Source organism: Haladaptatus sp. W1 (assembly GCF_001723155.1).
Lineage (GTDB): Archaea > Halobacteriota > Halobacteria > Halobacteriales > Haladaptataceae > Haladaptatus > Haladaptatus paucihalophilus.
Window position 1 is genome coordinate 1 of record NZ_MEIH01000261.1, and the last position, 5,893, is coordinate 5,893.

General features: G+C 64.4%; 5 protein-coding genes. All 5 read right to left on the reverse strand.

Going from position 1 to position 5,893, the window contains the following annotated elements:
- Positions 1-391: ATP-binding cassette domain-containing protein (locus BG842_RS11835; protein WP_139136105.1), on the reverse strand; the 391-nt coding region annotated here is incomplete at its 3' end.
- Complete coding sequence (locus tag BG842_RS11840; protein ID WP_069450888.1) at positions 388-1,377, reverse strand: ABC transporter permease; 990 nt, start codon at positions 1,375-1,377, stop codon at positions 388-390. The genes BG842_RS11835 and BG842_RS11840, both read right to left, overlap by 4 nt.
- A 52-nt stretch (positions 1,378-1,429) precedes the next feature.
- Positions 1,430-2,524 (reverse strand): extracellular solute-binding protein, encoded by a 1,095-nt coding sequence (locus BG842_RS11845; RefSeq protein WP_069450889.1) that lies wholly within the window; start codon positions 2,522-2,524, stop codon positions 1,430-1,432.
- A 231-nt stretch (positions 2,525-2,755) separates the two neighbouring features.
- Positions 2,756-4,594, reverse strand: a complete 1,839-nt coding sequence (locus BG842_RS11850; RefSeq protein WP_083252511.1) for an IucA/IucC family siderophore biosynthesis protein — start codon at positions 4,592-4,594, stop codon at positions 2,756-2,758.
- A gap of 2 nt (positions 4,595-4,596) precedes the next feature.
- A partial coding sequence (locus tag BG842_RS11855; RefSeq protein WP_069450890.1) for a lysine N(6)-hydroxylase/L-ornithine N(5)-oxygenase family protein occupies positions 4,597-5,893 on the reverse strand: 1,297 nt, incomplete at its 5' end.

Below are 5,893 nucleotides of genomic sequence, written 5' to 3' on the forward strand. Positions count from 1 at the left end.
CGGAGAGGGTCCGCGGCCGACGGTCGGCGAGGTGCGCGACCCCGAGGTCGTCGAGGACCGATTCCGCGTCGAGCGCGTCCGGGTGGTATCGCGCGCCGAACGCGACGTTCTCTCGGACGGTCAGGTGCGGGAAGAGCGCGTAGTCCTGAAAGACGAAGCCGAAGTCCCGCTCCTCCGGCGGGTCGTCCGTCACGTCCCGTCCGTCGAAGAAGACGCGCCCCGAGTGGTCGTGATAGCCTGCGACAGTTTCGAGCAGGAGCGTCTTGCCGCTCCCGCTGGGACCGAGCACGACGAGGGTTTCGCCCGTCTCGACCTCGAATTCGGCGTCGAGGTCGAACGGGTCGGCTCCCGACGTGGTGAACGTCGCGCCGATGTCTATCTCGAAACTCATAGTACGCTCCCGGATTCGGTGTCGGTGAGCAGTCGAACGACGAGGAAGATGCCCGCGCTCATCACTAGCAGAATGAACGCGACGGCGCTCGCGTCCGCCAGCCCCGCCGAAGTGAAGGTGTTGAAGATGTACACCGGAGCGTGCTGTGCGACGGTTTCCTCGCCGGTGAACGGATAAAAGAAGTTCACGCTGTACGCGACGACGGCGACCGCGCCGAACTCCGAGACGCCGCGCGCCCACGCGAGGACGCCGCCCGTGAGGATGCCCCGGTACGCGAGGGGAATCTGAATCCGCCGGAAGGTCTCGAACGGCGTCGCGCCGTGGCTCCGGGCGGCGTATTCGAGACGGGAGTCAATGGTTTCGAACGCCTCGCGGGTCGTGTTGACCGCGAACGGCGCGCTCACGAACGTCAGCGCCAGCACCATCCCGGTGATGGTCGTCAGCACCGACACGCCCGGAAACAGGCCGCGCCGCCCGAAGCCGAACAGGATGAGGATTCCGGCGACCGAGTGGGGAACCACGAGGGGCAAGTCGACCAGACTCTCGACGATCGCCTGCCCGGAAAAGCCGCGCGCGAGGAGGTAGGCCAGCGGCACGCCGAAGACCAGCGACGCGACCGTGGCGAGCAGCGGACCGTAGATGGTGAGATACAGCATCGTGTGGACTTCGGAGGAACGCGCCGCCTCGACGACGAGGGACGGGTTTTGGCGCGTGATGAACATGACGAGGGGCATCCCGAGCGCCAGCAGGAGGACGACGCCGAACGTGGCGGCGGCGACGCCGAACCAACCGTCGTTCGCGCGCCAGCCGAGCAGGGCGGCGCTGCCGAGCGCGACGCCGACGTAGAGGGTCGGCTGGCCGATGACGTACAACGTCCCGAACGCGATGGCCTGCACCGTCAGGACGGCCAGCACGACCGACCCGCGACCGAGCATCGCGGTCGGTTGCGCCCGATACCCGCCGTCTTCGTAGTTTGAATCGCTCATGGTTTCCGAATGGTTCCCCCAAGACTCGTTACCGTCCGTTTGTGCGACCGCCCTATAGTTCGAGCGGACCGAGTGACGATTTCGCTTCCGCGTGGTTCATGACGCCCTTCGGAACGGCGTCCGTCCCGCTTTTCGGCACGACGGCGGGTTTCACGGGTTCGAATCCGTTCTGCTTCAGAATCTTCTGACCCGGTTCCGTGATCATGTACTCGACCCAGGCCGCTCCCGCGTCGGGGTTTTTCGCGTTGCTCGGCACCGTGATGCCGTAGGCGATGGGTGCGCCCGTGTACGTCTCGTTTTTCGTCTCCACTTCCGCCTTCGCGTAGTGTTTGGCGTACTTCGAGGTCGCCTTGGAGAGGTCCACCGACGGTTGAAGGTCGACCGTCTTCAGGTCGTGGCTCTTGCCCGCGGACTGGTACTCCCACGCGTAATCGAGTTCGCCGGATTTCAGTTGCCCCACGAGGTCCGTCTCGGTTCCCGACGGGATTTTCGCCTTGTCGATGAGCGCCTTCGACGTGCTCTCGTCGTACAGTTTCTCGCCGTCGAACGGGACCGCGCCGAGTTGCATCGTCATCACCGAACGGTAACCGTTCGGGTCCACGGCGGGGTCCGAATGGGCGAACGTCACGTCGTCCCGGCCGAGGATTTTCCACCAGTTGTCCGGTGAAATCTCGTCCGCGCCCGTGGATTTGTCCGTGTACGCGATGGTCATCGCGTTGGTAGCGAACACGGCGTACCACTTCGCGTACTTGGGAACCATCATGTCGCGGATGAGCCGGTAGTCGGACACGGCGAGCACGTCGGCGGAGCGGCCGAGATTGGTTATCTTCTTCGTCGAACCGACCGACCCCTTCGCCTCGCGGTTGACCTGCACGTCGTATTTCGACTCGAACTTCGTTTCGGCGTCCTCGAACGGCGCGGAGAGGCTCCCCGCGTGGAAGATGGTCATCGTCCCCGAGAGGTCCTTCGAACCGGACGAGTCCGTTCCGTCGGTCGTCGACGTCGAGTCGTCTCCCGTCGAACTCGTCTCGCCGCTGCCGCCGTCGCCGTCGTCGTCGCCGGACGTACACCCGGCGAGGGCGAGCGCGCCGGTCGTCGCCGTTCCCTGAAGAAGCCGCCGTCGTGTTATGGTCGATCGGCCAGTCATGAATAGAACATCGTTGTATCGTTCGACATATAACGGTTGTGGTGCCCTCAACGACCGCTCAAATCATAGCCTTTTCCGGTGGTGTGACGCCGCAGGAGACCGAACGGTGACGGACGTGAGTACAACTGCGAGCGGCCAGATATTTCGGATTTGAAACAGTATTGGCAAACTAATCTTCCGTTTCGACTGGCGGGGTCGAACCGGTCCGTTCACGCGACCGGACGAACTCGCTTAGCGGTTCACCACCTCGTACAGCGGGTTGGGAACCGTGCCGTGCTCCGAAGCGTGCGGACGGCCGTCGGCGTCCTCGTAGCCGTAATCGAGGAGGCGGTTTCGATTGAGACAGAGCTTCGTGAACTCGGGACGGAGCAGGTCGAACAGTTCGAAGCGGTCTTCCAGTTCCGGGAACTCGGTCTGATATTCCTCGACGGCCTCCCGAACGCCCAGCCAGAACCGCACCTCGGAGTAGTCCGAGTGCGTTGCCAGCGCATCGGCGACGTAGCGGAAGACGCAGACGAACAGGCCGGAGAAGATGAACTGACAGAGGCCCTCGGGCGGTTCGGTCCTGAGAACCGCCCGAAGTTCGTCCGGGAGCGACTGGAGTTCGGGCAACGGTTGGTCGCTGACGTTCACGTCGTCCACGAAGTCCTTCACCGCGAGGCGGTGCGGTCGGCCGTCCTTCAACACCAACATGGTGTTCTGGCCGTGCGGCGAGAACACCGTCCCGTAGCGATAGAGGTAGTGGAGCAGCGGCGGGAGCACCGTCTCGAACAGTTCGTCCAGCCACGCTTCCATCGACAGGTCGGACTCCGCCACGAGCGATTCGAGGTAGGGCGTCCCGTCTTCGACGTGCATGAGCGACGACAGCGTGATGGCTTTCTCGTCCTCGTCGAGGAAGGTGTAGATGCTCTCGCGCCAGACGCAGCCGAGCAGTTCGTCGTACTGGTACGCCGACCCGTCGAGTCGCGAGAAGTCGGGGTGGTCGTAGTTCAGCCCCGCGATTTCGCCGGGCAGAATCAGGTCGCACTCCTCGCGGAGGAACTCGTCGTCCTCGTAGATACCCTTGATGTACTCCGTCACTATCGGCGCGACTTCGGTCCGCTCGCCCGGCAGTCCGCGGTAGACGAGCGTGTTGAGGATGCGCAGCGGGAGTTTGACGTGGTGGCGCTCCAGTTCGTTCACGTTGACGAACGTTCGAATCGACTGCTGTGGGAGGTACTCGTCGGGACCGTCGCCGAGCGGGACGATGGCGTTCGACGCGATTTCGTCGGCGAACAGTTGGACGATGCTGCCGTCCCACTGCCACTCGTGGACCGGCAGGAAGTAGTAGTCGTCCGGGTCGAGGCCCTTCGCTTCGAGCTTCGCGCGGAACGTCCCGTACAGGTCGCCGAGTTCGTCGGCGACGAGCGCCTCGTGGTCGAGTCCCGAGACGGCGCTGAAGGTGGCTCGCTCGCGGGAGACGGCGAGCCACGAGAGGGTCACGGGCCGTTTCCGTTCCGGCGCGTAGTCGAGGTAGTCGTCGTAGCCGAAGCCGAGGCGACCCTTGTTGTAGGTTATCCACGGGTGGCCGGTCATCTCGCCTTCGAGTTCCGCGTAGTCGAGCGCCGTGAGGTCCCGCTCGCCGTCGCGGGATTTCGCCTCGATGTGGGCGTCGGCGAGCATCGTGTTGCGGTACTCCCGAATCAGGTGTCCGGCGGTCATGTCCGAGACGCCGATGGTTCCTTGCGCGTCGAGCAGGAAGCGAACGGGGTCCGTCGCCGGTTCCCAGTCGCCGGACTCCCGGCGCTCGATGGAGTCGGAGTGAACGCTCCGCCAGTCGAACAGCCGATCGTCGGCCTCGAATCGGTACTCAACCCCGTCGGACAGACCGAGGTGGAAGTAGCCGTCCTCCGTCCGCCGGGGCACGACGAGCTCCTCGTAGCTGAACTCGGCCAGCATCTTCGCCAGCAGTCGCCGACCGACCGTCTCCCAGATTCCGGGGGCCAGTGCGTCCCGAAGGTGTTCGTATTCGATACTGCTGTCGGTGCTATCGATGTCGATGTCGTTCGAATCCTGCGTTGGGGTCTGCATCGTCAGTCCTCCTGTGTGGGTGTCGCGCGTTCGTCGTCCAATCGTTCGCTTCCGGGTGATTTCGAGCAGAACCGCTCGACGGAGAAATCCTGAAAAACGGTGTCCTCGTCGGTCGGATACCGTTCCTCGCCGAGCAGCGACTCGATGATGACCGCGTTTCGCTGACAGCCGAGTCCGAGGTCGGGCGTCCCGACGCCGTGGCTGTACAGGTCGGCGTTCTGCACGAACAGGCGGGCCGCGCCGTCGAACTCGATTTCGTAGTTCTCGGCGATGCGAAGGCGTCCCTTCGCGTCGCGTCCGATTCGGTCCTCGATTCCGGCGAGGAACGGCGGCCTCGGGCGGTGATAGCCGGTTCCGAGGACCACCACGTCGCTTTCGTGGGCGAACCGCTCGCCTTCCTGCCACTGCTCGCAGGTCAGGCGGTAGCCGCCGTCCGTCGCCTCGATGTCCTCGACTTCGGTCGTGGCGAGCATGCCGACGTCCGGGTCCGCGTCGCCGATGGAGCGCTCGTACAACAGGTCGTAGATTTCCTCGCTCGTCTCCGGGTCGATTCCCTTGTACAGCAACCCTTGCTCGGGCACGAGGTCGTCCTTTCGCTCCTGTGGCAGGTCGTAGAAGTACTCGGTGTACTCGGGCGTGAAGTGCTGGAGACCCAATTTCGAGTACTCCATCGGGAAGAAGCCCTCCGAGCGCGTGAGCCAGTCGAGGCGGTAGCTCGCCTCGGGTTGTCGCTTGAGCAGGTCTAAGAACACCTCGGCGGCGCTCTGGCCCGACCCGACGACCGTAATCGCCCCGGCGTCGAGACAGCGCTCGCGTCGGTCGAGGTAGCTGGCGGTGTGGAACACGTCCTCGCTCGGATGGCCCCGCAACTCCTCTGGGACCTGCGGAACGCTTCCGACGCCGACCACCACGTTCTCCGCGCGGTACTCGAACGTCCCGCCGTTTTCCGGGTCGCGGGCGGTGACGTGGAACTCCTCCCGGTCCTCGTCGTGCCGAACGTCGGTCACGGTGCGGGAGAACGCCGTGTTGCCGAGCGTGTCGGCGACCCACCGACAGTAATCGTCGTACTCCCGCCGGGGCACCTGAAACGTCTCGTAGAAGTAGAACTCGTAGAGGCGGTCCGTCTCCCGAAGATAGTTCAGATACGTGTACTCGCTCGTCGGGTCGGCGAGCGTCACGAGGTCGGCGAGGAACGGCACTTCGAGGGTCGCGTCCTCCATGAGCATGCCGCCGTGCCACTCGAACTCCGGTTTCCGTTCGAGGAACAGCGCGTCGCTCTCCGTATCGTCGAGCAGCGCC